Origin of the sequence: Agrobacterium burrii (assembly GCF_017313405.1) — a bacterium.
GTDB lineage: Bacteria > Pseudomonadota > Alphaproteobacteria > Rhizobiales > Rhizobiaceae > Agrobacterium > Agrobacterium burrii.
This window is the reverse complement of the sequence record NZ_JAFLNA010000008.1, coordinates 155,700-182,286: the sequence shown is the minus strand read 5'-3', so window position 1 is coordinate 182,286 and position 26,587 is coordinate 155,700. Positions and strand designations below refer to the sequence as shown.

Sequence of the window (26,587 nt, the reverse complement as noted above, 5' to 3'; positions counted from 1 at the left end):
TGCACACCACGGGAAGGGGGGATTATGTTCGGGCACGAACTGGACAAGTCACCCTCCCGCAACGAGGCTCCCACGAGCTCGTCCCGACCAAGGATCGCTCCTACGTCGTCCTAAGCGGCCTGGAGAGGGATCAGTAGTTCTTCAACGGTGGATTTTCAGAAGCCGAATCTTCGGCGTCAATCACAATGAACTTACCGCCCTTGTCGTCCAGACGGTCACGTCGACCGTTTCTTGCCGGGCGCGTATTTCGGAATGGCTCGTCCCACCTCCTTAATCTTACGGGTTTCACCGCATTTCGTGGTAAGGTTGCAGTCGGAGATTGATTCGCGTCTACAGGAAATCGATGTCTATGTTCGACGGCAGTCCATATTTCCCAGCGATGAGCACCCGCGTTCACGAGCAGCTGGCCTATGCAAAATGCCCCGACGACGTAAAGGACGCCATGGTCCCGATCGTCACGTTGACGAGATACAAGAAGAGCGAGACGCTAGCGGAAACTGCAAGCGTCCTATTGAGCGATCTGGGTGGCAGGTCGGCTATCGTTGACTTCGACCCAGAACCACGGCCCACTACTTCCGCCGAAGAGGCCGCAGAGCGCCGAAAGCGAAATGCCGAGGCTCGGATGGCCAAGGGCGAACCGCCAGCGCGCCCCCGAAGCATTAAGCAACTTGGCAACGACGCAGAGAACCGCCACCGCACCGAGGTTTTCAACCAACACGTCAGTGACCTCATCGATCCTCGAGGGGGAGCCTCACGTTGGATCGAGATGATTTCGGAGTTCCCGACCCTCATCCCTGTAATTCAAATCGCGCCGGGTCAGATCGAACCCCAGATCGACATCGTCCGGCGAAAGGGCATGCGGGGTGCCTTTCGCATCAAGGCTCGCGATCCCAATCAGACGCGAATGTTCCTGGAAAGCATCGCTGCGGTGCGCGACAACGCAAACTCTATTGCCGTGGTGGTGGACTTCGAAGACGTTAGAGGGCGAATAAGTCCGACCCTGGAAGCGGCAAAGACGTTTTACTCGCAGCTTTATGAAGGGCTGGGCGATGCGGCCGACACACTCCAGACGATTTTGTTATCGAACAGCTTTCCTAAGCCGCCACTCAAAGACGTTGCGAGGAACCTGGAAATTGAAGACACCAGGTTCCATCGTGAGCTCTCCACCACGTTCGCGACCCACTACGGGGACTACATGTCCATACCGCCTCGCCGGGGCAGCGGAATTACGGCAAACGGCTGGTTCCCGCATGTGGATTTGGTGTCTCCGGACCACTGGCACATCTCACTTTACGAGAACAACAGCGATGAGACCAAATACATAGACGCCGCTGTCGACATCGTGAAAGGCGAGTATTGGAGGAAGCGCGAGAACTGCTGGGGAGCTACGATCATCGAGCGTGTTTCGTCCGAGCGATCTCTTGCGATAGATGGCAAGAGATTCACGACACCGACTTCCTGGCTGACGGTTCGGGCCAATCAGCACGTCACTCAGATGGCATTGAACAGATGATCGCGTTTCTACCGAACGCTCGGTCGCAGAAGCGTGCGCCCAGCTTCGCCCGCACTTTGAGCATGTGCTTTAAATGGTCGGCGATCTGATCGCGAGTGAGCGACGCCACGGCATGGCGGACCAATGTGGCGTACCCCGCGGTTCGCATGCCTTTGGCGATACCGTGAAGGGAGAGCAGTGCGACAATCTCATCCCGTTCCAGCGATTGGACCATAGCAGTGTTGTCCCGGCATTTGTTGGTGCGGCCCTTTCGGACTTCCCGAAGGCGGAGCGCGCCAGTCGCTGAAGGTTCCGGCGTCATGATGCCCCACCAATCCGGGACGATAGCGCTCGCCTGGGCAAGGTGCCTTTCACCAACGACGAGCGTCATCCGATCAGCGACCTGACCGAACATTTCAGCTTGTTTCGGCAGGCGGTCGAGGGTGTCCTTGTCGCTTTTGATCTCGTAACCCTCGATACGGCCGTTGATTACCGCGACGTCCATCCTGGAGCTACCGCGCGCCACCTTGAGCTCATCCACGATGACGGCGTCTTCGCCAGCGTGCGCACGCGCGAGCCGCGCACGCACCGCTTCGCGGATCATGCCGTCGTTCGTGACGAGGCCTCGATTGTTTTTCATGTGCGCGCTGCTCATGGTTGAAGGGTGAGCCGCCCCGTCGCTTAGGTCAACTCCGGCAGCTCTTTAGGAGAAGCGTCCGACCCTTGGCAATGAGGATGAGCGCGGAAAGATTGCCACTCCACGGTTAACCGAAGCTTGCAGCGGCGGCGAATTCGGTCGCTCGCTGAAACTACCGGCGTGCACGTCCCGGCAAGACGACGCGGCGAGACCGGCCGTTTAAACGGTCTCAAACCGCCGCAAATTGCCAGATCGCGGTGATGGCACAGCGTCGTCACCCCTGCCAGCTTCACGATGAAGCAGACGGAAGATCGGTTTTGACCTTCGGATGCGTACGCGAAATTCCTAGACGGCTATTTCAAGAGTGCCTGGATTGGTATCACTGGGAAACACTGGTCGATACTTCCACTGCGCTTCAAGCAGAGCGTTTTTCCACACCTTGGCATGCGGTCCCTGGTAGTTGAAGTACAGGGTTTTCTGCCTTTTCGGGTCATTGCTGAGAATACGGGCAATGGTCTCCGGATGCGGATGGCCATGACTGCGAGAGCCGTCTGTCGAGAAGGCGAACGCTTTACAGTCGATCATTTGGAAGAGCTTCGGAGATGTGTTCTTTCTCGATCCATGGTGCGAGACCTTGAGCAGGTCAACCTTGAACCGACCGCCCTCCGCGTCTGCGAAGGGGCGTAGGCGAGTCTCCACGACTTCGGAATTGGCATCACCCGCCAACATGATACGCTTGCCGCCGTACTCGGCGACAAAACCGATCGACGTCATATTGGCCGCTTTGTCATCCGTTTCGAACGGAACGGCGGCCAGCGTATCGACATCCGGAACACCGCCAAAGGCCTCAAATTTGCCGGCGCTGCCCTCGTCGTCGTCCATATCCGGCTCGAAGGGACTGATTCCGGCTTCCTTGAGAGCTGTCTCCCAAACCGGAAGCATTTTTGCCAGGCTCTTGTCATCGGGGGACAGGAGCAGAAGCTTTAAGCCCCCACCCATATCCATCCAGCCGCCGGCTTCAGGGCTATCGGTCGAGACGACCCGACTTTCGAACTCTGCGTTTCGCGGCCAGTGGAACTTCGAGATTCCTTGAGAGAGCTTTTCGCCATCCGCGGGGCTGAAAGCCTCGAACTTGTTCCGGTTGGCCGCCCGTTCCAGTTGCTGCAATGAATTGAACCAAACTCGGCGGGGTTTGAAGGGAGGAACCGTCTCCCGAACCAGGGGCACCGCACCCGCGATGTGATCAGCGTCGACGTGGCTGATCGTGAAGAGTTCGATATTCTTCAAGGCAGCGAAGGTCGGCTGAACCGCCTTCCACGTGGCACCGCGGCCGAGATCGACGATGGCGTTCCAGACCTTGAGATCGTCACCCCAACTCACAACGAGGCAATCGCCGTCTGTGGCTGGATACATAGTAAGCTTCAACATCAGCCATGACCTTCGGTGGTTGCAGGGTCTCGGGTGGTGGTTCCCCAAGGCACGTGAATGACGGTAAACGGCTGGGTGACGTCCACCGCGGCCGCTGCGGCAGATATGAGGTCAAGTGAACGCCGATCTTCGAGCTGCGCGAAACCTAGCGTGAGAAGTCGGAAGGTTGCGGAGAAGAAGGGAAGTCCCTGACTGACCGAGCGGGTCAGCCAAACATGGGCTTTTTCGATCTCACCCATCTGTAGGCAGCGATAGCCAAAGATCGCCGCGGCGTCCGGCATATTGGGAAACCAGTTCGCGAGGTTCTCAAGCCACTCATCCCACCGTTTTCGTTGAAGGTTGGCTATATTGGAAACCAGTATGATTCCACCAAGCGCAGCCACCAAAGGCTCCTGAAGTTTACCTTCCAAAGCGTATTCCGGAAGACTACGTCCGCCGCGCGGGGAGCCATGCCCTTCGAGTAGGCTGTCAGCGACCAATGCGGCGTCCTGCATACGACCCTGCGTCACGAAATCCAGCAACGCGCCCCATTTGGTGTCCCGCACTATCAACGCCGTCATCGGTCCCGATCTGGCATCCTTCTTCGAAAGCTTGAGCTCCACGGCACGTTCAGGATCATCGGGGAAGGGAAACCAAGTCCAAGGTATGGAGACTAGATCGCGTCCAGAAATACCGAAAGAATTGATCCACCGGATGGGCGGATCGCCGTTGGTGGGCAGGCCTCGAAGCTCAAAGTAGAGTTCATTCAGCTCGTGGAAAGTGGGAGACGCGATGACCGTTGAGTGCGAGTAGCGGGGAGTTTCGAAACGTTGCACTATACCGTCCGCCTTGACGTCGAGGCGTGGCACGAGAAGTTTCGTATCCGCGAAACTGCCGTAGCCAGGAGCAACCATCTCGCTTGTCGCCAAAACATTAAGATAATTCATCACGCGAGCGCCCCCGATAGCATCCTCAAGGGCTTGGGCTGCATAATGTGGAGGGCCCTCGAACTGCGGCCGAGGAACGAGCACGCTCGAGGGCTCGATAAGGCGTGACCAATCCATCCCGGCCGCGAATTCCGTGGCGCTGCGTCGAGATGGCACTTCAAACGACAATTTCAGCGATTGCTGCACTGTGAGTTCATGAGCATCCGTCCCAGAGGGTGAACGGATCGTGATCTCATATATCCCACGGTTTTCGAACGAAAAGACGCGGTACTCTGGCTCACCGCTGACAATGTCAACTGCTTGGGTTCGTTGCTGACGCGATGCGACCCTTTCCCCATCCAAATCAGCGAGCTGTGCAACCGTTACGATTGCGCCCCGCTGAAGCGCATCTTGAGCGTCACTCACGGTGACCGCGATCTCAAGTTCGATCATGGCGTCACCTCGAGTTTCACGTACGCGACGGGTCGTGTGACCGTTCTCTGAGCCGGCTGGATTCTCGGCGGTGTCGTCGCAGGCACGCCAGAGAATTCCCACTTGCCATATTCGACCTCGAATACGCAGCATCTGTAGGGATCATCGCGCGACGATGGCAGTTGTTGCTGAGCCAGGTCCGCGTTGTTGATGCAGGAGGCAGTAAACACGCCGGTGGGCCAAGGCACCGCGGGATCGATTGTCACAACCGATCGCGCGGTCTGAGGCTCATCAATGTGGTTGAACTCGAAGCTTACCGAATTCATGGCCGTCGGCACTGTCCGGCTGAGCATGTCTGCCGGGAGCCTGCATGTCACCAGCCTGTCGATCGCGTTCAAGATCAGCGCGGTGGTACTTACCCATTGCCCGGTTTCGTTGTCGAAACCAGCGAATCTGACCGCGTCAAGAAAACAGGAAGTGAAGACACTGACCTCATTGGGAAGGCCAAACGCCTGCTGTCCGTCGATCGACGGGAAAAGAAGGAACTGTCTGACGAGTGCGCCGGGCTGCTTAACATTGGGCTGAATCGAAAGGGTCCGACCGCCGATGTTGGTTTCGTTCCGGTAGAGCGCGTCCGCCGTTGTCCGGCAGCAATCGACAAGAAAAACTTGCTTACCGGGTTGCGCGTTCCGCATCGTACCGCGCAGCGCATCGATGTCGATGGCGGGTTCATAAGCGTTGTCTTCGTTGCCGAAATCACTCAGCAAAAGCGCCGCCTTCTGACCGAGAGAAACGCCGTGGCCGCAAAAATAGAATACGGTCATATTGCCGGAGTGCGTTTGAAACGCGTCGTGCCAATCGGACAGTGCCAACCGCACATTGGCCCAGGTCGCGGCGGGTAGTTCGGGACCATTGAGAACTGGTGGTTTTTCGTCTGACAGGAGCATGGTTACCGTGCCCAACGGGTGATCGGGGTTTTGAAACTCCTCTATGAACCATTCAGCGACAGCCAACGCAGATTTTGGTGGCGACGTCAGTTGTCCAAGCCCGCTGCCAACCACGGTTGGCTGCTCGCCATCGTCTCCATGAGAATAGTGGCCCACTCCAATTATAAGCACATGGGTCCGAGGCGCGTCTTTGACGCCGTCGTCATAAACGCGGGCCGCTTCTAGCTTCATAAAAACAACAGTGCCCCCTCCGAGACGGTTCGTGTATGTCGCCCCGAGCGACTGAACCGTCAGTTGCCAACGCAAAATAATTGCAATCGAGTGGATTCTGCAAGGCGGCTGAGGCCAGTGCCGGCGTCGCGGTGTCTAATTCCTCAAGCTAGAACCAGGGCGGCAATCGGAATCTGCCGTGAGCATATACATCCGGAGCGATGATTGTGTTGCGTCCGTTCTGGACCTGGAACACAAGGTGAGCCTGGCTGATGGAGTGATCACGGGTATCGTCGGGAAATGCGAGGCCGACCTGTCCCTCGTTTCCGAGGTAATAAGCACCATTGACGCCTCGGCTTATCGTGGTCCGCAAGTCGTGGAGAACCTCCTTGAAAATTCGCGGATGACCGGTTCTCAACCACGCGCCAAGAAGAAGTCCGACACGATCATAGGCGAGGCCAGCTTGGGAACTACCGGGCGATCTGTGGAAATGGCTCTCGTAGCGCTGGCGGAACCTGTCGCCTATCGCGTCGGAATAGACACCGCTCGTCGTTGCCCACACCACGCCCTCTGCGCGGTTACCAAGCTCGGCGAGGAATTGCGGTACGGACGGGCTGTAGATGTCGTAAATCAGCGCGCGGAGCGGGTTCTCAAGAAAGGCCCGCTGGAACCCGATGGCGTCTTCGACGAAAAATGATGCCAGTACGATGACCGATGGATCGTTTCGATGAAGCTCAGCGACTGTCCGCTCCCAACAGCCGGGCTCGTCGACCTTCACGTCAACCACATCGACGCGCCATCCATGACGGCCCAGGGCCGTGTCGACGAAATCAAGGCCGATATCCAGTCCCGGCCAATAGGGAAGAACGATTGAGAGGTTCTTCCTCTCCACGCCGGCTCGCATCTGCTTGATGAACCGTACCAGACCCAAACCGTAGTTCACGTCGCTGGCGCACGTCTGGAAGATGTTGCCAAGGCGTAGTCTGCTATCCCGGACCCGCTCGACCGCCCGACGCATGGTGGCCGCATGAAGGTATGGTATTCGAGCATCGCCGACGAGGTCATGGACTTTAGGCGAGTAGCAGGCATATCCAGCGGTGATGGCGTCCACTTCGTTTTCGACCAGATCGCGATAAGCCGAAAGAGCACTTTCCTCATCACCGCTTCGGTACGACACAGCATGCAGGGCGACAGGACGCCCCATGACGCCGCCTCGCTCGTTGGCTTCGGCTATCGCGAGTTCCGCGCCGTTGAGCATCTCGGCTGAATCGGCCGCGCCACGCCCCTCGCTCGCAAATGGCATACCGATGATCAACGGACGTAATGATAGAGCGCGCGATCGAGTTCGGGCCGGGGGAGTAGCCAGCCGTAGGTGATCGGCGATCGCATGCACACCGCCGATGGCCAACGGATACCCGGAGGGCCCGCCGGGGATCGGCAGCCGCAAGAGATCGTTGTCCACGGCGTGGCTGGCAAGGCCCGCCCGGGTCCATATGTCAGTCTTTCTGAACATATGCTCGACGTGTTTCGCCACCGTGCGCAGGCTTATCTCAAGTCGGGCGGCGATTGTCTCATTCGCAAACCCAGCGGCGACGAGCGTCAATATGTCGAGTTCGCGCCAGGTCAGGTCAAACGGAGGATCGATCACGCAGACCTGCACGGCGGCGCGGAGCTTTTGCCCCACGCTACTGCGCCACAGCGACACGCGCAGCCACTGACCGCTCGGGTCAGAAAGATGGAAAGCCAACTGATCTCGGTCAGTGGACAAGAATGCGCGCGCGTACCGCACGACGTCGTCGAGGCGGCCGACATATTCGGCACCCGTGCGATCCTCCAATTCCTCCAACTGACCGCCTTCGTCGATGAGGCAGGTCCATCTATCGCGCTTTGCGGTGTCGCCTATGTCGGTGCTCCTTGTTGCCTCAAGCAGAGCAGGTTCACCGAGAAGGAGATTGGGTCCGCCCTCCAATGTCAAGTGCGAGGCTAGGAGGCACATGCTGGGGTAGGGGAAAGGCCCGGACGGCAAGTCCGGGCCTCCGGTCCCAAGTCTTATTTCTTGCCGGGCCATCCGTAGTCGTCCGGCATCGGTGTCACGCCGCGGACGTCCTGCAGGGACATGCGACGATGGTCATCCTCATCGTCCACCCATGCCCGCGCGATTTCATCGCAGGTCGCGAACCAGACGCCTTCGTGCCCCTTGATGTGCTCGATCAGGCGCTCGAACATGATCATGTGGTGCGCCTGGCCGATGATCTGCGGATGCAACGCCATCGCGTAGACGCCGTTTTCCTGGTTGTTGTACGCATAGTCGAAGATGTCCTTCCAACGGCGCAAGACGGCGTCGGTGTCGGACATGCCTTCCTGATTTCCGGTGTAGGCGAGCGCCGGGAAGTCATCGAGATACCAGCTAACGGGGATTTCCAGGACTTTGCTGGCCGGGCCGGCGACGTTGCCCTTCTCCCAGTTCACCTGCCACCGTTGCGGGCGGTAGGGCACGAGATCACGGGCCATCAGGCTGCTGTCGTAGAGGAAACCAGACTCCTCGATGAGGTCGAGGGTGTTCTCGCTGTAGTCCCAATAAGGAGAACGATAGCCGCTCGGACGGATGCCGAAGTGCTTCTTGTAGGTCGCAAAGGCAAGGTCCATCAGACGGCGTTCGGTTTCGCGACCGATCAGCGTGGGGTTCTCATGATAGTAGCCGTGATGCGCGATCTCATGGCCGGCGTCGAATACTTTCCGATTGATTTCAGGGAACGTGTCGACTGTGTGGCCTGGGGTGAAAAACGTCGTCCGAATGTCGTGCTTCCGGAACAAGGCCAAAAGCCGGGGTGTTCCGACTTCCGCGCCGAATTCGCCGCGGGACATGAACGAAGGTGAGGGGCGGTTGAATCCGCCAAGCCAAAGCGATTGGGCGTCGAAGTCTACGCCCAGATTGACCGCGATGCGTTTGCCTGCTGGCAGTTTGATGTGACCCATTTTCTCCTCCAAATAGGTTCGGGTTCCTCCCATGGGCTCCATGGGAGATTGCGTGCGATCTTTGATTGGGCAGTCGTTCTAGGCGCGGATGTGCGAGGGCCAGGATTGGTAGAGAGCTACCTGCCGGCGGCGATCCCGATATGTGGGCGCAGCCCCCTTGAGACGGTTCTCGTAGAGAAGGTCGAGATTGACGGTGCCCGTGGCAACCGTTTCGACGTTTGCCTCAGCTTCGGCAATGATGCCTGCCGGGTTTTTCCAGGCGAGGTCACAGGGGCCGAGGACGGAACTGCGAGCCCATGCGTTAGGTAGCGGCGCGCCCGGCTGCCCGCCAAGGCAGCTGTGGACGAGATAGACCTGATTCTCGATGCAGCGCGACTGTGCGCAGTGACGAACGCGCCAAAAACCTTGTTCGGTGAACGTGGCAGACGGCGTCAGGATGATCTCTGCACCTTGTTCGACCAAGGACGAAGAGCATTCGGGAATCTCGGTCTCGTAGCAGACGTTGAAGCCTACCTTTGCGAACGGCAGCTGGATTGCCTCCATCCTGTTGCCCTCGGCAGTGTTCCAGTTCGCTTCGGCCGGGAAGATGTGGGTCTTCACATGGCTAAAGACTTCTCCGTCCGGGCCGAAGATGTAGGCGATGTTCTCGAATCGGCCGTCGGAAACTTGCTCGAGGTGCGACCCAGCGGCGATAAACTGACCGCGCTTCTTCGCTTCGTCGCGGAAGAGCGCCTTGTACGCCTGGGTGTACTCATCGATGACGCCGAGTTCCGAGATCGGCCGGGTTTGCCAGTCCTTGAAGGTCGTGAACAGCTCGATCGTGAATAGCTCGGGAAAGACCGCTATATCCGACCCGGATGTGAGGTCTAATAGGGCACGGACCCGGCCTGCGAGGTCATCGAACTCGCGTATTTCACGCACGTAATACTGACAAGCGGATATCTTCACTTCGCGTGGCATGTAGTCTCCTCCTCAATGCGCAATCGCCTCTACTGACGCAGAGATGATGCAGAAGAGAGTACTGAAGCAGCAGGTGAGGGTTCTATACGCGTTTATGCGTACGGGCTCAGGCGCTGCCTGCCGGCCTATCGCCAGCGCTCGGGAAGCCGCGCTGTTGCCTATTGTCCGGCAACGCCGGGATGTGGATTTTTTAGTGTTGCCTATTTTAGAAATCCGAGAAGACTAAGCTGCGCAAGAGTCACAAATGGCGAGGCACAATATGCCGATGGGCAAGGTGAAGTTTTTCAACGCGGAGCTTTGGTTTCATTACGCCGGATACGGGCGGCACCGACGTGTTCGTCCATGTCTCCGCACTCCAATATGGAGACGTGCTGAGAGAAGGACAAACCGTCTCTTATGACCTGGGCCAAGATCGCAGGACGGGAAAATCGAAGGCCGAAAATGTTAGGCCGTTTTGACAGCATAACTGTTTGGGTTGAGGCCCCGGTGACACCGGAGCCTCAGTCACTTTTCACTTATTGAGTGTATCCTTGAGTGCCTTCGCCGGCGCAAATGTGAGCTTCCTTGCGGCCGCGACCTTAATGGTTTGCCCCGTTGCAGGGTTGCGAGCTTCCCGCTCAGGAGTGTCCTTCACCTTGAACTTGCCGAATCCCGGGATCGACGTTTCGCTTCCCGTGGCTGCCGCTGCGGTGATTGCTGCAAACACCGCCTCGACGACGGCCTTACCCTGAACCTTAGTCAGGCCGTGGGTGTTCGCGATGTTCTCCGCGATTTCGTTTGTTGTTGTCATGGCTCCCCTCCATTGGTGACGCGCCAACTTGGCAGGCTGGAGAATAGCTGTCATCGGGCGGGACAAAATGCAGTGGCGGGACACCACGGATTTCCACAAGTAGATGACCGCGACATTTACCGTTGTTCCCTACGCGAGCTGTTGATAGGTGGTTCGCCTCACCGAGGCTGTCAAAACCACGGCGACAGAAGACACCCGAGCTGTGTTCGTTCGGGTGCCTTGTTCATTGGGAGTAGGGCGAGCTGACTAACCTGTCGCGCGTTAATCTCCACAGGTCAGAAACGTCGCCTCCCGCCGACCTTCCGTCGCCTCCGGCTTTCGAACCCACGAAGGTCTGAGTACATCGATGGATTGGTGCGCAATCGCGGGAGCCGATATCCACGCAAACGCCCGTTGTTGCGAAAATGGTCGACGAAGCTGCTTCGCGAAACAGGTGTCGCCACTACGTTGTTGGTCCCCGGAACGTACTGTAGCCGCCATAGCACTTCGTCATCGGTGATAAACGGGAGATCGGGCCTAGCTCCTCCGAAATCGACAAAGACGGGGCGCTTGCTGCCGGCCCAACGCTCCACCAACTGGTTCGCACGATCATGTATGAGCAGGCTAAGTGGAGCTTCTTTGAGCACCGGAGCGGACCGTATCGTCTCCTGGAAATTCGGGAGGTCCTTTTTTAGGCGGGTGCCGTCTACCAGCCACACCATGTTGCCATAGAAGCCTTCGCGCGAAGAGCGTTCGACCACGGATATGTTCGAGTGCTGGAACTCTAGTACCATACCGGCTTCGGTCTTGACATCGGCTACGTGCAATTCGCCGTCCGCAGCGATGCATCGGACCTCCTGCCATGGTGCCGGGAACTCGTTCTTCCAAGTGCGATGCCATGCCTTTTCGGGTTCCCAAGAGTAATCGCAGCTGCGAATGCTCGAATGGGCCCAGTGCCAAATCTTCTTCGTGCCGCACTTTGCGATCACGCCAGCCGCACAGCCGGGGCATTCACCACGCGAGGCAGGGGTGGCCTCCCGACGGCATCCTTCTACAATCGCAAATTTCATTTCTTTGCTCCATACAGCAGCAGCCACGCCGATGGGCGCGCTGACAATGTTTCCAACGGGAAATGGCTGGCGGCGCGGCTTGAATACCGCTTGGAGCTTCTTGGTGGGCAGGTTTGTACTGCTCTACTTCTTCTTAGTCGCCCGGGCCGCCTGACGACTAACAGCGAAGGTAAATAATCGCGAAATGAAAATCAACCGTTCGCGAAAAGCAGACCAGCTCCAAATCACGATGATCGATGTAAACTGGATCGACGTCTTCCACGATGCACGTGATCACGGAATTCGTCTGCAGGAGGAGGTGGATACCTTCGAGGCGCATGAGGCGTTGGTCGCAACAATAAATCGATTGCCATAATTTGAGGGGGCGGGTTACTCGCCGCCTCGGCAGGTGTCAGCCGTCGCGGCCTTTCGACGACAAGCGAGCCTCGCATCGGTCGAGCCCATCGGCGCACATCTTCTCACAGCCGCCAACAACAAAACGTCGAAGTCTCGAAAGAGGGAAGCTCGCCGTAAATCTGCTCACCAGAGCTTTGCGCTCCAGTTGCGCGTACAATCGACATGACTTGCATTCGACTGCGACGATCTGGCCTTGTAAGGATCGCAGCGTGGCGACGTCTGGCACCCCGTCCGTCCAACCGGACGATTGCGATATTCCTCGATACCGAGAACGCGAGTTCAACACTCTTCGGTTTAGGGCCATGTTTCTGTCCTCCGGAAAAATTCCTGTGGCGGTCAGCACCCCGCGGAGCCTTACCATCCTGATTCGTTTAGCGAATTCTCCGTGTCTCCCGAACGATGCATGGACACTGTCGATTTACCCCGCTTGACTCCCTGTTTCTAACGGAACAGAAGAAGAACATCAACCGTTTTGGACATGACGTCCACTTTCAACGCTAACCATGGGAGGTCCGCGAACGATGACGCATGCGCGCACCTCAAGACTGATCAATGACCTCAAAGAGCGGATCGCGCATCTCGAAGGCAGCGCTGGACGCAAATGCGGTGCGCTCCCGTTCGGCGTCCGTGAGATTGACCAGCACCTTCCCGGCGGCGGGCTTGCGTACGGTGCCCTGCATGAGGTTGCCGGGGGTGGTGCGGGTACCGTCGATGGCGCGGCTGCGGCTTTATTTGCGGCAGGGATCGCCGCTCGTTCCAAAGGAAAGGTCCTCTGGTGTCTGACCCGGCCCGACTTGTTCGCGCCGGCCGTGTCGCAGGCCGGGCTCCATCCGGACCGTGTCATCTATTGCGAAGGCGACAAGGACGAGGATGTTTTGGCCTCGATGGAGGAAGGCCTGTCGTTCGGTGGCTTTGGGGCGGTCGTCGGCGAGCTTGTTCGCCTGCCCATGACTGCTTCCAGACGCCTTCACCTTGCGGCCGAGAAGACCGGAAGTCTGGGACTGGTCGTCCGGCGGTGGCGACGGCGGACGGAGGCGTCCGATTACGGAAACCCGACGGCATCGACAACCAGATGGCGCATCAGCGTTCTGCCGTCCGAGCCGCTGCCGGTTGCGGGCGTGGGGAGGGCCCGATGGCTGGCGGAACTGATGCGAGTGAAAGCAGGCGAGTGTGCTGAGTTTGAAATAGGAGCCTGTGATGCCAAGGGTCGTGTCTGTCTACTTCCCCTATCTCGCGACGGACCGAATACGTCGTCATGGAGAGGGAGCCGTGCCAGCTGACAAGCCGCTCGTCGTTATCTCGAAATCTGGAGCCAAGCGCTGGGTGTCTGCTGCCGATATAGCCGCCCGCAAAGTCGGACTGCGTGTGGGCATGTCCGCGAGCAAAGCGCAGGCGGTCATTGCCGACCTGACGATGATCGATGCCGACCCCGTTGCAGATGCGGCAGCCCTGGAGCGTTTGGCACTGTGGGCGTTGAGGCAATACAGCCCTGTTGTCGCCGTCGACGGCACGGATGGCATCGTCATGGACACGGAGGGGGCGGATCACCTCAGGGGCGGCGAGGAGTTGATGATCTCCGGCCTCGTCAACATGCTCCGCGGCCGCGGTCTGACCGTCAGAGCGGCCGTGGCCGACACCTGGGGTGCCGCACACGCGATCGCCAGGCTGACTTCTGCGGAAACAACAGTGGTACCCCTGGGCGGAGTGGCGAAGGCGGTCCTCGGTCTTCCGATCCATTGCCTGCGTTTGCCGCCGGAGACCATACAGAGCCTGCGTGCCCTCGGTGTCGAAACGGTCGGCGAGCTGTCGGCCATGCCTCGCGCGCCGCTGACATTACGTTTCGGGCCGGAACCGGGGCGACGTCTGGACCAACTCTTCGGTCGTGTCGCCGAGCCGATCGACCCACTTCGGACGCCCGAACTTGTCGAAGTCTCGCGCAACTTTCAGGAGCCGATCGGCGCTCCGGAGACAATCGAGAAGTACATCCGCCGCCTCGTCGGTCAGCTTACGGCGGAACTGGAGAAGCGTGGCCTGGGCGTCCGACGGTCGGACCTCGTCATCCATCGCGTCGATAACACGCGCCAGTGTCTGCGGGCAGGTCTCGCCAAACCTGTGCGCGATCCGTCCCGTCTTTCGAAACTGTTGTGCGATCGCATCGAGAAGATCGATCCTGGTTTCGGGATCGAGAAGCTCGTTCTCGTGGCAATCATGGCCGAGCCTCTCGAGGAGAAGCAGGTCGCGTCCTCGCTAATCGAGGAAGAGATTGTCGATGTGACGCCACTCGTAGACATCCTCGGCAACCGCGGCCAGCGGCTCTACCGTCTGACCCCGGTGGCGTCGGACGTCCCGGAACGGTCAATAGCCCGCATCCCGCCGTCGGCCGAGGAAACAGGCGCGGACTGGGCTGCGAAGTGGCAACGACCGGCTCGGTTGCTTGTCCACCCCGAGCGCATCGAGGTCGTCGCGTTGCTGCCGGACCAGCCGCCCGCCCTGTTCACCTGGCGTGGAAAACGCCGTCGCGTGAAGCGTGCGGACGGCCCTGAGCGCATTTTCGGCGAATGGTGGCAGCGCCCCCGGGAAAAGCAGGCCGTACGGGACTACTTCGTCGTCGAGGATGAAGCGGGTGAGCGCTACTGGGTTTATCGCGCCGGCGACGGAGTCGACAGCGAGACCGGATCGCATCAGTGGTTCCTTCATGGGGTCTTCGCATGAGCTATTGCGAACTCCAGGTCACGACCCACTTCAGCTTTCTTCGCGGGGCATCGAGCGCCGACGAACTGTTCGCGCGGGCTGCCGAACTCGGGATCGAAACTCTCGGGGTCGTTGACCGCAACTCGCTCGCAGGGATCGTGCGGGCGTGGGAAGCGGCCAAGACAACAGGCGTGCGTCTGGTCGTCGGATGCCGCCTCGACCTTGCCGACGGCATGTCGATCCTGGTCTACCCGACCGACCGGCCAGCGTACTCGCGCCTGACGCGCCTGTTGTCGCTGGGAAAGAGCAGGGGCGGCAAGGGCAAGTGCATCCTCGATTTGACGGACGTCGCAACCTACAACGAAGGACTGATCGCCATCCTTGTTCCCGACGAGGCCGACGATGCCGACGATGTCTATGCCCAGCAACTCCGCAAGGTCGCCGCCATCTTTGGCGACAGGGCATATGTCAGCCTGTGCCTGCGCCGTCGTCCGAACGACAGGCTTCGCCTTCATAATCTCTCGAACATGGCCGTTCGGCACAAGGTGAAGACAGTTGTCACGAATGACGTCCTATTCCACGATCCGGGCCGCCGGCAGTTGCAGGACATCGTGACCTGCATCCGCAACCGGACCACGATCGACGACGTCGGCTTTGATCGCGAGCGCCATGCCGACCGTTTCCTCAAACCGCCGGAAGAGATGCACCGGCTGTTTCCGGACTACCCCGAAGCGCTGGACCGCACGCGGGAGATCGTCGCCCGATGCAGGTTCGACATGTCGGAGCTCCAGTACCAGTATCCGGAGGAAGCCATCGTTCCCGGCCTGGACGCGCAGCAGTCGCTGGCGAAGTTCACCTGGGAAGGGGCGGCGGACCGCTACCCGGAAGGCATACCGGACAAGGTGCGCAAGGCCATCCTGCACGAACTCGAGCTGATCCGGATCATGAGGTATGCGCCGTACTTCCTGACGGTTTACAGCATCGTCAGGTTCGCGCGGTCGAAGGACATCCTGTGCCAGGGGCGTGGCTCGGCCGCCAACTCGGCGGTTTGCTACTGCCTCGGGATCACAAGCATCAACCCCGAAACGGGGGACCTCCTTTTCGAGCGCTTCGTCTCCATGGAGCGCAACGAACCCCCTGATATCGACGTCGATTTCGAACACTCCCGTCGCGAGGAAGTCATCCAGTGGATTTACGAGACCTATGGGCGCTCACGATCCGCCCTCTGTTCGACCGTCACGCGCTACCGGGCCAAGGGCGCTCTCCGCGATGTTGGCAAGGCGCTCGGACTGCCGGAGGACCTCATCGGACAGTTATCGTCCGGTATCTGGGGGTGGTCCAAGGAAGGTGTGGGGGAGAAGCAGCTCCGCGAAAACAACATGAACGCCTCGGACTACCGTCTCCAGCTAGCGCTCGAACTGGCAGGTCAGCTGATGGGCGCGCCACGGCATCTCGGTCAGCATCCGGGGGGCTTCGTGCTGACCCAGGATCGCCTGGACGATCTCGTGCCGATCGAGCCGGCCGCCATGGACGACCGTCAAGTTGTCGAATGGGACAAGGACGATATCGAAGCCTTGAAATTCATGAAAGTCGACGTGCTCGCGCTCGGGCCGTCGTTGAAACTGGAACGCCGTCAGGCGCTCTGGGACATCAAAGCCATGCGCGACGAGCCTTTGGAGCTTTGGGCGGCGGCTGCCGAGCGCGAAGCTCGCACAGTCTCCGAAGTGAGGGAGCCCGAGGTCGTCCTGAAATCGATGGCGCAGGGCAGGGAGGTGGTCGAGGACTATTCCCACACCGGGCTAACCCTCCGGGCGCATCCGCTGTCGTTCCTCCGTCAGGACCTCAAGGCCAAGCGGATCGTTACCTGCGCCGAGGCCATGGGAGAGCGTGATGGTCGATGGCTTTGGACAGCAGGGTTGGTTCTCGTTCGTCAGCGTCCCGGTTCTGCCAAAGGGGTCATGTTCCTGACGCTGGAAGACGAAACAGGGATCGTCAACGCAGTCGTCTGGCCCTCTCTGTTCGAGCGCCAGCGGCGGGTTTTGATGACGGCATCGATGATGGGCATCCACGGGAGGATTCAACGCGAAGGCGACGTTGTCCACCTCGTCGCCCAGCGGCTCTTCGACTTCTCCGGTGATTTGGCGAGCTTGGGTGAACGCGATGGCGCGTTCCCGATGCCGCATGGGCGTGGCGATCAGGTCAGGCACGGAGGCGGGCCCGATCCCCGCGACAATCCTAAGGCCGCCGTGCAGGCGAGGGATATCTACATTCCCGACTTGCACATCGATACGCTCAAGGTGAAGTCACGAAATTTCCATTGAATCCCTCGCCGTGGCGCAAGTTTGGGATGAAGGCGGGTAGCGTGACGCGCCGAAGGGTAAGAAGCGACCAAATGCGACCGCGAATGGAAGACCGCGGCGTATTTGCGATGACGTGGTAGACTGCTGCATGAACGATCTTGCTTCAATCGACCGCAGCCTTGCGATGGCGGAACGACACGTCGGCGAGGCCCAGCGGCACCTAGCTATGCAGCGCGAGATCATCGAGCGTCTTGTAGGCCGTGGCGGCGACACTCGGCTGGCGTGGAGTTTGCTCGACACTTTTGAAACTTGCCTTTTACTTCACGTCCAAGATCGCAACCGATTGGAGAGTTTGAGGGCTGAGACCGAAAAGGGGTTATTCGAGCGCGTATTCGTCGACGAGCGCGCATGGCGCATGGCTAACGTCCGATGATCAAATTCAGCAGCCCCCAGCCGGAGATGTCACCCAGCCTTCCGGCCCTTGAGTTCACCAGCAAGCGATTTCCGCAAGGCATCCATGATGTTCACCACGTTGGAGGGGGCGGCCTCCTGTTTGCCCTTGGACGCCTTCTTCGTGGGCTTCATCGCCTTCTTCTTTTCGGCGATGAGTTTCAGAAGGCTCTCCTGGATCGGATCGCTGACCATAGCCGGTGACCAGCGCTTCGTTTCCTGCTTGATGAGCTTCTGGACGAGGGGCACCAACTCAGGATCGGCATCGTCATCGATGTTCTCGAAGTATTCTTCCTCCGGACGAACCTCGTCGCCGAAACGAAGGGACCAGAGGACGATACCCTCATCGCGCGGCTCGAGAATGACGGCGCGCTCCCTGCGACCGATCACAAGCTTTGACACTCCGACGACCTTGTCGGATTTCATGGCGTCTCGAATGACCGCGAAGGCCTCGTTTCCGACGGCGTCGTCGGGCATGAGATAATGAGGTTTCTCAAGGTAGACCCATTCAATGCTGTCGGCAGGGACGAACTTCTCGATGTCGATTGTCTTCACCGTATCGAGCGCGACGGCGTCGAGGTCCTCGTCGGTCAACAGAACGTAGTCGTTTTCGCCGCGGGCATAACCTTTCACATCGTCGTCGTCCTTCACTGGCTTTCCCGTGACGGAGTCAACGTACTGGGAGACGACGCGGTTGCCGGTTTCCTTGTTCAAGGTATGAAAGCGGACCTTCTCGGCTTCCGAGGTCGCCGGCGTCATGGCGACTGGGCAGGTGACCAGCGACAGCTTGAGGTAGCCTTTCCAGTAGGAACGCGGGGCCATTTGATCCTCCTTCAGCTCGCTTTGCGTTGCGGGCTCGCCCTCGAGGAAGCTGCCTTCTTGGCCGCGCCGCGAGCCGCCTTCTGTCGACCCGTACCCTTGTTGGCATTGGCGGCGGTGCGTTTTGGTTTGTCACCACCTTTCGTCATCTGGGCGCTTTCCCTGAGAGCCGCCAGCAGGTCGCTCGGCTTGGAGACTTCAACCTTCTTGCGCTTCGGGAGCGCCTTGCCCTCGATCTTCGCCTTCACCAGGTCAGCAAGGGCGGCTTCGTATCTGTCGTCAAACGTGGCGGGATCGAACTCACCCTTCTTCGTGGAGATGATGTGCTTTGCCAGATCAAGCATCTCGCCCTCGATCCTGATCTTTGGCATGTCCTCGAAGGCCTTCTTCGACGACCGGACCTCGTAGTCGTAATTGAGCGTGGTCGCGATCAGGCCCTTGCCGTGTGAGCGGATCAGCACCGTGCGCATGCGCCGGAACAGGACCGTTCTGGCGATCGCGGCGACCTTCGATTTTTGCATGGCGTCCCGGAGGGCAACGAACGCGTCAGACCCCATTTTATCCGGGGTAAGGTAATAGGGTTTGTCGAAGTAGACGTCATCTACGTCGGCACAGGTGATGAAGGCCTCGATCCTCAGCGTCTTGTCGCTCTCGGGGATGGCGGCCGCCACCTCATCGGGATCAATCATAAGATACTGCCCGTTCTCGATCTCGAAGCCCTTGGTCTGGGCTTCCTTAGGAACCGGCTCCTCCGTCTCGCTGTCTACGAACACGCGGTTGACCCGGTTTCCCGTCGCCTTGTTGACCGTGTTGAACGTGATCCGGTCTGAGGTCGACGCCGCGGTGTAGAGAGCGACGCCAAAGGCGACTTCACCGAATTTCACGAACCCTTTCCACTGCGCGCGGTGGGCTGCCATGACGCCTGACTCCGTACTAAGTGATTCGCGAATCAATGGTCCGGGCGTCAGATTCGTTCCCATCTAAAATAACTTTGTTTTCAAAGTTTTGAATCGGTTACGTAAATCGCTACCGTAAGGTGAAGCGCCGAAAGCCCAGCGGGACAACGAAAATGGATGCGCTGGCGGATGTTGCGAGTATTGCCGTGCCGTTCCACTCCGGCGGCGTTTGATCCTTTGACCACGCTAAGTTAGGGCGGGGCTTTCGCCTGGGGCTAGTCGGCCAGTTTCCTCGAGCCGTCACCAATCCAGTAACGTGCGAGAATTCCTCCCACAAAAGCGCGCCCGAGGGTGAAACTGGACTTGGCAATGGAGGCGGCGCTGCGGGTAGCCCTTCGGACCGAGGTGCCAGCGAAGGATCAGCGGCAATCTGCGCCAAAGTCCCTAGAAGCGCTTCAGATGAATAGCCATATCGCCCTGGTGATCGCCCCCAGACCAGTAGCTCACTGAGGCCGTCTAAGGTGGTTAATACACCGCGGTCGACAGTTGAGAGACTCAGCTGATCTGTTTGATCAGGTTCTCCAACATCTCTTTCAACCGCTGGGCGTCCTCATTCCCGTACGAGTCCTCGACCTTCGTTTCGTGTTCCCGGACCCGTTTATCCTGCGACGCCAGCAGCGCGGCTCCCTTATCGGAAAGGAACATACGCACTTTGCGACGATCATCCGGATCGGGAACACGGTAGACGAGAGCGTCTTCCATCATCCTGTCGACGAGTTTTGTGACCGATGGGCTATTGAGTGCCAACTCTTCTGCCAGCTTGCCCATGGTCATTCCGCCAGACTCTGACAGAGCCTTCATCAGTCGCCACTGGTCGATAGAGACGCCCTCGGCCGACAACTGACGGTTCAGATGTCGATTTGCCTGGGTCAGCAAATGAGACAGGTGATCATTAAGAGTTCGGTCGATCATGATATTTGAATCGGCAATTGTTTATTTTGAAACTACCTATATAGTCTAAGCCGGGCGACGGAAAGGTCCGCGCGATAATAAATTCAATGCACCGTTTGAGAGTGCGCCAACGCGAATGGACCTTTCGACTTGGGAGATTTCTGTTGCGCAAGCTTATGGCACAAAGTCTGTTTGCTCCGACGCGAGCAAAGGACACTTCCCGGCGACGAGAGCCGAGAATAGCCTCACGCCGTCCTGCGTTTCCTGGGTACCCGTTTGATAAGCAGCCATTCCGTTCAGGGGCGGATCGCATTGTCCGGATTGGGCTGCTCGTACCGTTTCATGGCGCTGACGCGATCTGGGAACCGTCGTGCCAATACAGTGCTGTGCTGGCGGCAGCCGAGATTAACCAACACGGCGGCATTCTGGGCCGTCAGATCGAGCTTCTCGCAGCGGATGCGGGCGGTGACCCTGAAGAGGTCGTCCGGCGCGCGACGGAACTTGTCGTTCACCAGGGTGCCAATGTCCTGATCGGCGTTCATCTGTCATCCGTCCGCCAGGCATTGGAGCGGGCTTTCGCAGGCCGGGTGCCGTATGTCTTCGCACCGCTGTTCGAAGGCAGCGGCCATCTGCCTGACGTGTTCACCATCGGAGAGGTCCCGTCTCGGCAGTTCTCCGGGCCTGTGAAATATTTCCTGGATGCCGTTCCGAAAAGCCGGTGGTACCTGGTCGGAAATGATTACGTATGGCCTCGGGCGTCTCACGAGTGGATCAAACACTTCGTGGAGTCGCAAGGCGGAGAGGTTGTCGGTGAGGACTACGTCGGCATCGGCGGCGACACCACGAGTATGCTCGACAACATAGAACGGATCAGACCGGACATTGTCTTCGAATCCCTGGTCGGATGCGAATGCGTGCCGTTCAACCGCGAATTCGCGGCAAGGGGGCTCGCGGAAACGACGATCCGGCTCTCTGGCGCGATCGAAGAAAACACTCTGATGGCGATCGGGGACGCAAGCACGAAGAACTTGTTTTGCGCCGCCGGCTACTTCAATTGCCTCGACACCGACGAAAACCGGAGCTTCCTTGATAGATATCGCAAAGCCTTTGGCGCGACCGCTCCGGTTCAAGGCGTGCTAAGCCAGTCCTGCTATGAGGCGATCAAATTCTTCGGCGAACTTGCCGGCCGGGCAGGGTCCCTTGCGCTCGAGGACCTCAAGCGGGAAGCGGAAGGCTTGGCCTTCAATGGCCCTCGGGGACGCACCGTTCTGCGAGGAGGCGTAGCCTGCGGCCCGACATTCCTTGCCGAAGCCAAGGGAGCTGAGTTCGAGATCGTCCGCAGATTCGAGTTCGACAGCCCCGGCGACCACGACTGAAATCCTCCTTCCCGATGACACCTGACTGGAGCGCGGAACGTTAAATCGTTCTGCGCTTTCGTTTTTTTTCGACCACGCTCAATGTGTCAAAAAATACTTGAAAAAGAAAATATTGAATTTATAACAGTCTTCACGCGACCTCCGCGAAAACAAGATCATCGCCCGATGGGTACGGTTCAGCTGACTATGTGTTGGCGGGAGCGGAGACGTGCGTCCTGATTTTTGAACAAAAAAGAGAGGGTGAACACATGAAAGTATCACGACGCCTATTCCTCGGCGGCTCCGCTATCGCGCTTTCCATGCCTTGGGTTAGCCGGCTGAGCGCGGCGGACTCGATCAAGATCGCAAGCATCTACGACCTTTCAGGAGGTCTGGAGATATACGGTCAGCCGATCGACGCATGCTTCGACCTGGCTGTCTCCGAGATCAACGAGGCAGGGGGGCTGCTAGGCCGCCAGATCGAAGTCCAAAAGTACGATCCGCAGTCCAACATCCAGCTCTACACCCAGTTTGCGACTGAAGCTGCCACGAGCCTCCAGGCGGCGGCAGTATTTGGAGGTATCACCAGCGCTTCGAGAGAAGCGGTCAGGCCGCTCCTCAATCGCTACCAGACCCTCTATTTCTATTCACCGCTCTATGAAGGTGGCGTCTGCGATCGAAATACCTTCTGCACCGGCTCCACTCCGGCCCAGACAATCGGCAAGCTGATGCCGTTCGCCGTAAAGAACTTCGGCAAGAAGGTGTACGTGCTCGCGGCCGACTACAACTACGGACAGATTTCCGCGAAATGGGTGAAGGACTACACCGAGCAGGAGGGCGGGCAGGTGATCGCCGCCGAATTCTTCCCCCTCGACGTCACCGATTTCAACGCAGCCATCCAGAAAATCCAGAGCGAAAAGCCGGATGTCGTGTACACGCTGCTGGTCGGCGGCAATCACATGTCGTTCTTCCGCCAGTGGGCCGCAGCGGGCATGGCCGGAAAGATTCCGATCGTTTCCACGTCGTTTGGCGGCGGCAACGAACATATCGTGCTGACGCCGGCGGAATCGGACGGGGTGATGGCTGCGTTCGGATACTTCCAGGAAATCAAGTCGCCAACGAACGACGCTTTCGTAAAGCGCTACCACGGCAAGTTCGGCGACAACGCGCCGTATGTCACTGAGCACGCCTCCGCCACCTACAATGCCGTCCATCACTGGGCCAACGGCGTCAAGAAGGCCGGCTCGATCGACCGCCTCAAGGTCATCGAAGCAATTGAGAGCGGCTCCACGGTCGAAGGCCCTGGCGGACCCTCGACGATTGATCCAAAGACCCACCATTGCGCGACCGACGTCCATATCGGCAAGGTCAAGGACCACAAGTTCGAAATTCTCGAAAGCTACCCCAACCAGCCGCCGGCAGATACCGCCGCGGTTTGCGACTTGCTCAAGAACCCGGACGACAACCAGCAATACGTCATCCAGTGAACGGCTAGGCCAACAAACGTGCAGGGCAGGCGAACCGCCCTGCACGTCGAACTCGGGGTTCCAATCGTGGACTACTTCCTCGTCATACTGCTCCAGATCGCTGGAACGGTAGGCAATCTCGCGCTCATAAGCGTCGGGCTTGCCGTCATCTTCGGCATGATGCGGGTGATCAACCTCGCACATGGCGAGTTCATCATGCTCGGCGGTTTCACCACGATCTTCGCGGGGAAGGCCGGGATCAACATCTGGATAGCCATGCTCGTCGTTGCTCCGATCGCGGTCGGCGTGCTCGGGATTATCGTGGAGCGGGTGATCATGCGCCGTCTCTACGGCCGCATGGTCGACACCATGCTTGCCAGCTGGGGCCTTAGCCTTCTGCTCATCGGACTTGCGACGACCTTCTTCGGCAATCGGGTGGTGGGCATCGCCAATCCGGTCGGAAGCTTCACGGTCGGCGACTACAGCGTTGGTGGCTATGACTTCGTGCTGCTCGGGATCGTATGCGCTCTCTTTGTGGGAGGTTATCTGCTCCTGAAATTCACGTCGCTCGGTCTCATCGCCAGGGCGACCATGCAGAACCGCGAAATGGCCTCCTCGCTTGGTATCGAGCCTTCGCGTGTCTACGCAATCACGTTTGCGGTGGGGGCGGCACTCAGCGGCCTCGCGGGAGGTCTCTTGGCCCCGATCTCCGGCGTTCTACCGACGATGGGCGTTGCATACGTGGCCAAAGCCTTCATCACCGTGATCACGGGTGGCACGGGCGTCATTGCGGGAACTGCCCTGAGTTCGCTGCTTCTCGGCAGCATCAACACCGTGGCCACCTACCTCACCACCCCAGTGATCGGCGACGTGGCGTTGCTCGCCGCGGCGACCGTATTTCTGCGCCTGCTTCCTACGGGGATCACGGGTCGTATCTTCAGGGGAGCCCCATGAGTTTGCTAAGATTTTCACGCCAGGGGTCGGTGCACGTCGGCCTCGCCGCCGTCGTCACTCTAGCCGCGGTCTTGGTTATCCCGGCCGCGAGCCCTCTGTACACCGTCATCAATGCGACCGTGTACGTCTCAATGGCGGTGTTCGCACTTAGCCTGGCGTTGCTCTGGGGGTACGGCGGCATTCTCTGTTTCGGGCAGTCCGCATTCTTCGGTCTCGGCGCTTATGCATATGCGGTCGCCGCGATAAATTTCGGCAACACGCCTGCCGCGGCGCTCGTCGCGATTATCGTGCCCGCGCTGTTCGCGGCGGCGCTCGGCTACTTCATTTTCTACGGGCGTTTGAGCGACGTCTATCTTGGCGTGATCACCCTTACCGTCACCCTGATCCTGTTCAAGCTAATCAACAGCACGGGTGGTGACGCCTGGCGGATAGGATCGGCTCGCCTCGGGGGCTTCAACGGGATACCGAGCACGCCGCTGTTGGCATGGCCGGGAGGAGGCATCCTCACACCTGCGGAAATGTTCACCTTCGCGAGCATTTGCCTCTTCGGGATATATGCCTTCTGCAAGTACCTGATCCGAACCCCGTTCGGGCGTTCGGTGATCGCCGTCCGCGAAAACGAAATGCGCGCGGAACTGCTCGGATACAACGCCCGTCGGCTCAAGCTTCAAGTGTTCTGCATTTCAGCTGCGATCGCGGGTCTCGCCGGAATGCTGTTCGCCAACGTGGTGTTTGTAAGCCCGACGGTCTTCAGCCTCTCGATGGCTGCCCAGGTTCTGATCTGGGTGGTGGTCGGCGGCGTGGGCACGCTCTTTGGTCCGGTTGCCGCCTGCATCCTGCTTCAGATCGCGACGATCGCGCTCGGCAAGCTCGGCGTTATCGACCCCGGCATCGTCCTCGGTGTCATCCTGATCGTTTTCGTCGTGTTCGTTCCCGGTGGAATTCTCCCGGCGCTGACGCGGCTTGCCTCCAACCTCTTTGTTGGTTCGCAAAGCCGCGTCGCGACCGCAGAACGCAAGGAGACCGCAGCATGAGCAACATCATCCTCAAGGCGGAAGGCGTCGCCATGCACTTCGGCGGCGTCAAAGCCCTCGACGGCGTGAACTTTCACCTGCGCGAAGGTGAGCTTAGATGTCTGATCGGACCGAACGGGGCTGGCAAGACCACCTTCTTCCGCTGTCTCACAGGGACGCAAAAGCCGACGTTCGGTGCGATCACTTTCGATGGGATCGACGTTGGCGGACGTGAGCGCCATGAGATTGCCGCGGCGGGTATAGGCATCAAAACGCAGATACCAAGCTTGTTCGACGGCCTGTCCGTCCATGAAAACCTCTGGCTGTCACTCCGAGCTGAGAAGAACCTCAAGGAACGTGAACGCCGAATCGATGAGGTCCTCGCTCGCGTCGGGGTTTCCGATCTTAGGCACCACGTTCTCGGCCGGATGGCGCATGGCCAACGCCAGTTGGTCGAGCTGGCCATGGTTGTCGCGAGCGACCCCAAGCTGGTTCTCCTCGACGAACCCGCGGCCGGGATGACCGGAGCGGAGGTGGATCGGTTGGCCTCGATCATCAAGGACCTGAACCGTAGCCACACCGTGGTCGTCGTTGAGCACGACATGCAGTTCATCCGCATGATCGCGGATCAGGTCACGGTCTTCCATCAGGGAAAAATCTTGCTCGAAGGCGGCGTGGAGAGCGTGCTCTCAAATCAGGCCGTCCGGGACGTGTATCTGGGGAAAAAACATGCGGCCTGAGTTCTTCAAGACCACGGACCTCAAATCTGGCTACGGTCGCATTCCGATTATCTTCGGGGTCGACCTCCAGATTGGGGAGGGCGAATTCGTCGGAATCCTTGGCCACAACGGCATGGGCAAATCGACGCTCCTGCGCACGATCATGGGACACATCCCGGCGTCGTCTGGGACTATCCAATTCGGCGGACAGAACCTCACCTCGGCGACCCCGGCGACGCGCGCCAAGGCCGGCATCGGCTATGTCCCGCAAGGACGTCAGATATTCCCGGCACTCAGCGTGATGGACAACCTGCGGGTAGGGGCGAACTCCGCCAAGGCAAGCAGGGCTCGTGAGATCATCGAAGAGGTCATCGAGGACTTCCCTCGTCTGAAGCCAATCCTGGACCGCGCCGGCGGCGTGCTCTCCGGCGGGGAGCAGCAAATCCTCGCATTGGCACGCTGCCTATGCGCCGAACCTAAGCTGATTTTGCTCGACGAGCCGACCGAAGGCATCCAGCCGTCGATCATCGAGGAGATGAAAGAGCGGCTCAAGGCGCTGGCGCTTCGTCGCGGGCTTTCAATTCTCCTCGTCGAACAGAACCTCGAATTCATCAGCGATCTTGCGACCCGCGTGCTGCTCATCAAGCGCGGCCGTCTTTCGGGAGAAGTCGATCAGGGGCGTCTGCACGGCGCTGACCTGTCTGACGAATTTATTCCAGCCTGAACATCAATAGAAACATACGCAAGGAGA

The 26,587-nt window shown here is 59.1% G+C and carries 22 protein-coding genes and 2 pseudogenes; 12 read left to right on the top strand and 12 right to left on the bottom strand.

Features of this window, described 5'->3' with window-relative positions; all coding sequences use genetic code 11:
• Window positions 1–349: 349 nt before the first annotated feature.
• A complete protein-coding gene (locus tag JZX89_RS16210; RefSeq protein WP_207134715.1) occupies window positions 350–1,513 on the top strand; it encodes a beta family protein in 1,164 nt (387 codons plus the stop codon).
• On the opposite strand, the gene JZX89_RS16205 is transcribed toward JZX89_RS16210, so the two are convergent.
• The 7 genes from JZX89_RS16205 to JZX89_RS16175 all read right to left on the bottom strand — a co-directional run bounded on the left by JZX89_RS16205 (window position 1,488) and on the right by JZX89_RS16175 (window position 9,987).
• Window positions 1,488–2,132 carry a sce7726 family protein gene (locus tag JZX89_RS16205; RefSeq protein WP_207134714.1) on the bottom strand — a complete coding sequence of 215 codons (645 nt, stop codon included), beginning with the start codon at window positions 2,130–2,132 and terminating at the stop codon, window positions 1,488–1,490. The genes JZX89_RS16210 and JZX89_RS16205 overlap by 26 nt on opposite strands.
• Before the next feature lie 342 nt (window positions 2,133–2,474).
• Window positions 2,475–3,557, bottom strand: a complete 1,083-nt coding sequence (locus tag JZX89_RS16200) for a ComEC/Rec2 family competence protein (RefSeq protein WP_207134713.1) — start codon at window positions 3,555–3,557, stop codon at window positions 2,475–2,477.
• A complete protein-coding gene (locus JZX89_RS16195; RefSeq protein ID WP_207134712.1) occupies window positions 3,557–4,915 on the bottom strand; it encodes a hypothetical protein in 1,359 nt (452 codons plus the stop codon). Before JZX89_RS16195 ends, JZX89_RS16200 begins: the two co-directional genes overlap by 1 nt.
• A complete protein-coding gene (locus JZX89_RS16190) occupies window positions 4,912–6,072 on the bottom strand; it encodes a caspase family protein (RefSeq protein ID WP_207134711.1) in 1,161 nt (386 codons plus the stop codon). Before JZX89_RS16190 ends, JZX89_RS16195 begins: the two co-directional genes overlap by 4 nt.
• A gap of 148 nt (window positions 6,073–6,220) precedes the next feature.
• The gene (locus tag JZX89_RS16185) at window positions 6,221–7,897 is read right to left on the bottom strand and encodes an ABC transporter substrate-binding protein (protein ID WP_207134710.1); all 1,677 of its coding nucleotides are present in this window, start codon (window positions 7,895–7,897) and stop codon (window positions 6,221–6,223) included.
• A gap of 203 nt (window positions 7,898–8,100) precedes the next feature.
• On the bottom strand, window positions 8,101–9,027 hold the full coding sequence (locus tag JZX89_RS16180) for a polysaccharide deacetylase family protein (protein ID WP_207134709.1): 927 nt from the start codon (window positions 9,025–9,027) through the stop codon (window positions 8,101–8,103).
• A gap of 78 nt (window positions 9,028–9,105) precedes the next feature.
• Window positions 9,106–9,987: a carbon-nitrogen hydrolase family protein gene (locus JZX89_RS16175; protein ID WP_207134708.1), complete on the bottom strand. Its 882-nt coding sequence runs from the start codon at window positions 9,985–9,987 to the stop codon at window positions 9,106–9,108.
• 259 nt (window positions 9,988–10,246) lie between these two features.
• Here JZX89_RS16175 and JZX89_RS16170 point away from each other — a divergent pair.
• Window positions 10,247–10,445, top strand: a pseudogene (locus JZX89_RS16170) (cold-shock protein).
• 53 nt (window positions 10,446–10,498) lie between these two features.
• Here JZX89_RS16170 and JZX89_RS16165 read toward each other — a convergent pair.
• Together JZX89_RS16165 and JZX89_RS16160 are read right to left on the bottom strand one after the other, a co-directional pair.
• Entirely contained in the window at window positions 10,499–10,777 is a 279-nt protein-coding gene (locus JZX89_RS16165; RefSeq protein ID WP_207134707.1) for an HU family DNA-binding protein, read from the bottom strand.
• 275 nt (window positions 10,778–11,052) lie between these two features.
• Window positions 11,053–11,826: a competence protein CoiA gene (locus JZX89_RS16160; protein WP_207134706.1), complete on the bottom strand. Its 774-nt coding sequence runs from the start codon at window positions 11,824–11,826 to the stop codon at window positions 11,053–11,055.
• Between the two features lie 917 nt (window positions 11,827–12,743).
• On the opposite strand from JZX89_RS16160, the gene JZX89_RS16155 reads away from it, so the two are divergent.
• The 4 genes and pseudogenes from JZX89_RS16155 to JZX89_RS16140 all read left to right on the top strand — a co-directional run bounded on the left by JZX89_RS16155 (window position 12,744) and on the right by JZX89_RS16140 (window position 17,646).
• Complete coding sequence (locus tag JZX89_RS16155) at window positions 12,744–13,502, top strand: ImuA family protein (protein ID WP_207134705.1); 759 nt, start codon at window positions 12,744–12,746, stop codon at window positions 13,500–13,502.
• Window positions 13,420–14,934: a DUF6504 family protein gene (locus tag JZX89_RS16150; RefSeq protein ID WP_207134704.1), complete on the top strand. Its 1,515-nt coding sequence runs from the start codon at window positions 13,420–13,422 to the stop codon at window positions 14,932–14,934. The genes JZX89_RS16155 and JZX89_RS16150 overlap by 83 nt, the downstream gene beginning before the upstream one ends.
• Window positions 14,931–17,021 (top strand): annotated as a pseudogene (locus tag JZX89_RS16145) (PHP domain-containing protein); the annotation flags it as partial. The gene JZX89_RS16150 and the pseudogene JZX89_RS16145, both read left to right, overlap by 4 nt.
• Window positions 17,022–17,361: 340 nt before the next feature.
• A complete protein-coding gene (locus tag JZX89_RS16140; RefSeq protein WP_207134702.1) occupies window positions 17,362–17,646 on the top strand; it encodes a hypothetical protein in 285 nt (94 codons plus the stop codon).
• A gap of 29 nt (window positions 17,647–17,675) precedes the next feature.
• On the opposite strand, the gene ku (JZX89_RS16135) is transcribed toward JZX89_RS16140, so the two are convergent.
• From ku (JZX89_RS16135) to JZX89_RS16125, 3 genes are all read right to left on the bottom strand, one after another.
• Window positions 17,676–18,485: a non-homologous end joining protein Ku gene (gene ku, locus JZX89_RS16135; RefSeq protein WP_207134701.1), complete on the bottom strand. Its 810-nt coding sequence runs from the start codon at window positions 18,483–18,485 to the stop codon at window positions 17,676–17,678.
• Between the two features lie 11 nt (window positions 18,486–18,496).
• On the bottom strand, window positions 18,497–19,399 hold the full coding sequence (gene ku, locus JZX89_RS16130; protein ID WP_207134700.1) for a non-homologous end joining protein Ku: 903 nt from the start codon (window positions 19,397–19,399) through the stop codon (window positions 18,497–18,499).
• 534 nt (window positions 19,400–19,933) lie between these two features.
• Window positions 19,934–20,350 (bottom strand): MarR family winged helix-turn-helix transcriptional regulator, encoded by a 417-nt coding sequence (locus tag JZX89_RS16125; protein WP_207134699.1) that lies wholly within the window; start codon window positions 20,348–20,350, stop codon window positions 19,934–19,936.
• Window positions 20,351–20,493: 143 nt separating this feature from the next.
• On the opposite strand from JZX89_RS16125, the gene JZX89_RS16120 reads away from it, so the two are divergent.
• The 6 genes from JZX89_RS16120 to JZX89_RS16095 all read left to right on the top strand — a co-directional run bounded on the left by JZX89_RS16120 (window position 20,494) and on the right by JZX89_RS16095 (window position 26,560).
• Window positions 20,494–21,705, top strand: a complete 1,212-nt coding sequence (locus JZX89_RS16120; RefSeq protein ID WP_246746747.1) for a substrate-binding domain-containing protein — start codon at window positions 20,494–20,496, stop codon at window positions 21,703–21,705.
• A gap of 248 nt (window positions 21,706–21,953) precedes the next feature.
• Entirely contained in the window at window positions 21,954–23,171 is a 1,218-nt protein-coding gene (locus tag JZX89_RS16115) for an urea ABC transporter substrate-binding protein (protein WP_207134698.1), read from the top strand.
• Window positions 23,172–23,237: 66 nt separating this feature from the next.
• On the top strand, window positions 23,238–24,104 hold the full coding sequence (locus JZX89_RS16110; RefSeq protein ID WP_207134697.1) for a branched-chain amino acid ABC transporter permease: 867 nt from the start codon (window positions 23,238–23,240) through the stop codon (window positions 24,102–24,104).
• The gene (locus JZX89_RS16105) at window positions 24,101–25,138 is read left to right on the top strand and encodes a branched-chain amino acid ABC transporter permease (RefSeq protein ID WP_207134696.1); all 1,038 of its coding nucleotides are present in this window, start codon (window positions 24,101–24,103) and stop codon (window positions 25,136–25,138) included. Before JZX89_RS16110 ends, JZX89_RS16105 begins: the two co-directional genes overlap by 4 nt.
• Window positions 25,135–25,857: an ATP-binding cassette domain-containing protein gene (locus tag JZX89_RS16100; RefSeq protein ID WP_207134695.1), complete on the top strand. Its 723-nt coding sequence runs from the start codon at window positions 25,135–25,137 to the stop codon at window positions 25,855–25,857. The genes JZX89_RS16105 and JZX89_RS16100 overlap by 4 nt, the downstream gene beginning before the upstream one ends.
• Window positions 25,847–26,560 (top strand): ABC transporter ATP-binding protein, encoded by a 714-nt coding sequence (locus JZX89_RS16095; protein WP_207134694.1) that lies wholly within the window; start codon window positions 25,847–25,849, stop codon window positions 26,558–26,560. The genes JZX89_RS16100 and JZX89_RS16095 overlap by 11 nt, the downstream gene beginning before the upstream one ends.
• Window positions 26,561–26,587 lie beyond the last annotated feature (27 nt).